We start from the raw sequence: 1560 nt of genomic DNA on the forward strand, positions 1-1560 counted from the left end.
ACGCAGCGGTGTGAGACGGGCATGCTTGTGGATGTTCATTCGGACCCTCCGATGGATGCTGAAGCGTGGTAACTCCAGTCTCCTCGGTCCGGTCCGAATGGACAACCTCTCGAAAGCTCACACCTAGAACTCCTCTTGAAAGCGTATCTAGCTTCAAAGGGCGTGTCGAAACGCGGTCTCCGGCTCGGCTTCGGTCACAAGATCGAGGACATTTACGAAGCCGCAGTGGCCCTAGGAATGCCGCCGATTGGGAACGTGAAGATGATTGCCAACAACCTTGACCTGATGAATTCTCAGCAAGATTTTAGGTACCCGTCGGGGTACAAGCTGAATGTCCCGCCGCCGAGCTTCTGCCGAGAAACGTATAACGCTCTCCACACAGCGATCGAGCCGAGGATCCCCACCGAGGTACTGAAAGCCAACCTCAAATTTCATTGGGATTTTCGGGGGAAGACTGTCATTTGGAAGGACGAATAGCCCGAGGATGATCTTCCCCATCTACGTTGGCGTTCTTATGGCGCTGCTGTCAGCATCCGCCATTGGCGGTGGCGGCAAGGCGATCTTGTTGGGATGGCCGCCTCGCTGACAATGGCCGGGATGGGCACTCGCCGGCTGGCTAGGTTCTTAGCAGGCCATAGCCGGCTGTCTGGTGGAGATCGTCTTTCAGGGCTTTGATCGTCTGTGAAAGGTCGCGAACCTTGTCCATCAGCGTCTGAATGGTCGCCCCGATGGGCTGGATCTTAACGCCTCAATCGTCGCGAGAAGCTCAAGGTAGACGTGGTTCAATTGAACTTTCTCCCTTCGAGAGCTCTCAATGGTGATCGACATGTGCGACCAGGCTCGATCAATTGCCTGTTCGCTTATCCTTCATCGACAAGCGGACGCGTGCCGCCACCTCCCTTCCGTCACGCGAAGGACCCAGCCGGCGAGACCAGACGGCGTGCGTGGCGCAATCTTCTATGTGACGAGCGGCGAGATCGCGTGTGTCCCGCCGTGATGGGATCATCTATTCGTCGAGCGCGGCGCTGGCGCCATCATCGTCGATATCTGCAAACCCTGGGATGATCCAGCAGCTTCTCCTTCGACAGCAGCCCGGCGTCCTCGAGCGCCTCGAAATCCGGCAGCTGGCGCAGCGTGTCGAGCCCGAACTGCGACAGAAAAGTTTTGGTCGTCACATAGGTGTAGGGCGCGCCCGGCTGCGGGCTGCGCGGCCCCGAGGCGACCAGCTGCTCAGCGCGCAGCACGCCGATCAGGTCACGTGACACCTCCTTGCCGAAAAAGCTCGACAGCTCGCCACGGGTGATCGGCTGGAAATAGGCAATGCACATCAAGACAAGCGCCTCCGCCTGCGACAGTTCTTTTGCTCCCTCGCCCGCTGCCGTGCCGAAGGCTGCGTGAATGGCGTCGCCAAAAACCTTTTTGGTCCGGTGCTGCCAGCCGCCGGCGACCGCGACCAGCTCGTAAGGGCGGCCGGCGAGTTCGGCGCGAATGTCGTCGATGATCAGCTCGATATTGCAGTTTTTTCCCACCACCCGCGCGAGGACACTACGTGTCACCGGT

Annotated in this window: 1 protein-coding gene; it reads right to left on the minus strand. The window is 59.2% G+C overall.

Annotated features, from left to right (window positions below; genetic code table 11):
- Positions 1 to 1034 precede the first annotated feature (1034 nt).
- The coding region (locus tag ENZ75_RS31370) for an SMC-Scp complex subunit ScpB (RefSeq protein WP_164888159.1) at positions 1035 to 1560 on the minus strand (526 nt) is incomplete at its 5' end.

Origin of the sequence: Mesorhizobium sp. M7A.F.Ca.CA.002.04.1.1 (genome assembly GCF_004022805.1) — a bacterium.
In the GTDB taxonomy this organism is placed as follows: domain Bacteria; phylum Pseudomonadota; class Alphaproteobacteria; order Rhizobiales; family Rhizobiaceae; genus Mesorhizobium; species Mesorhizobium ciceri.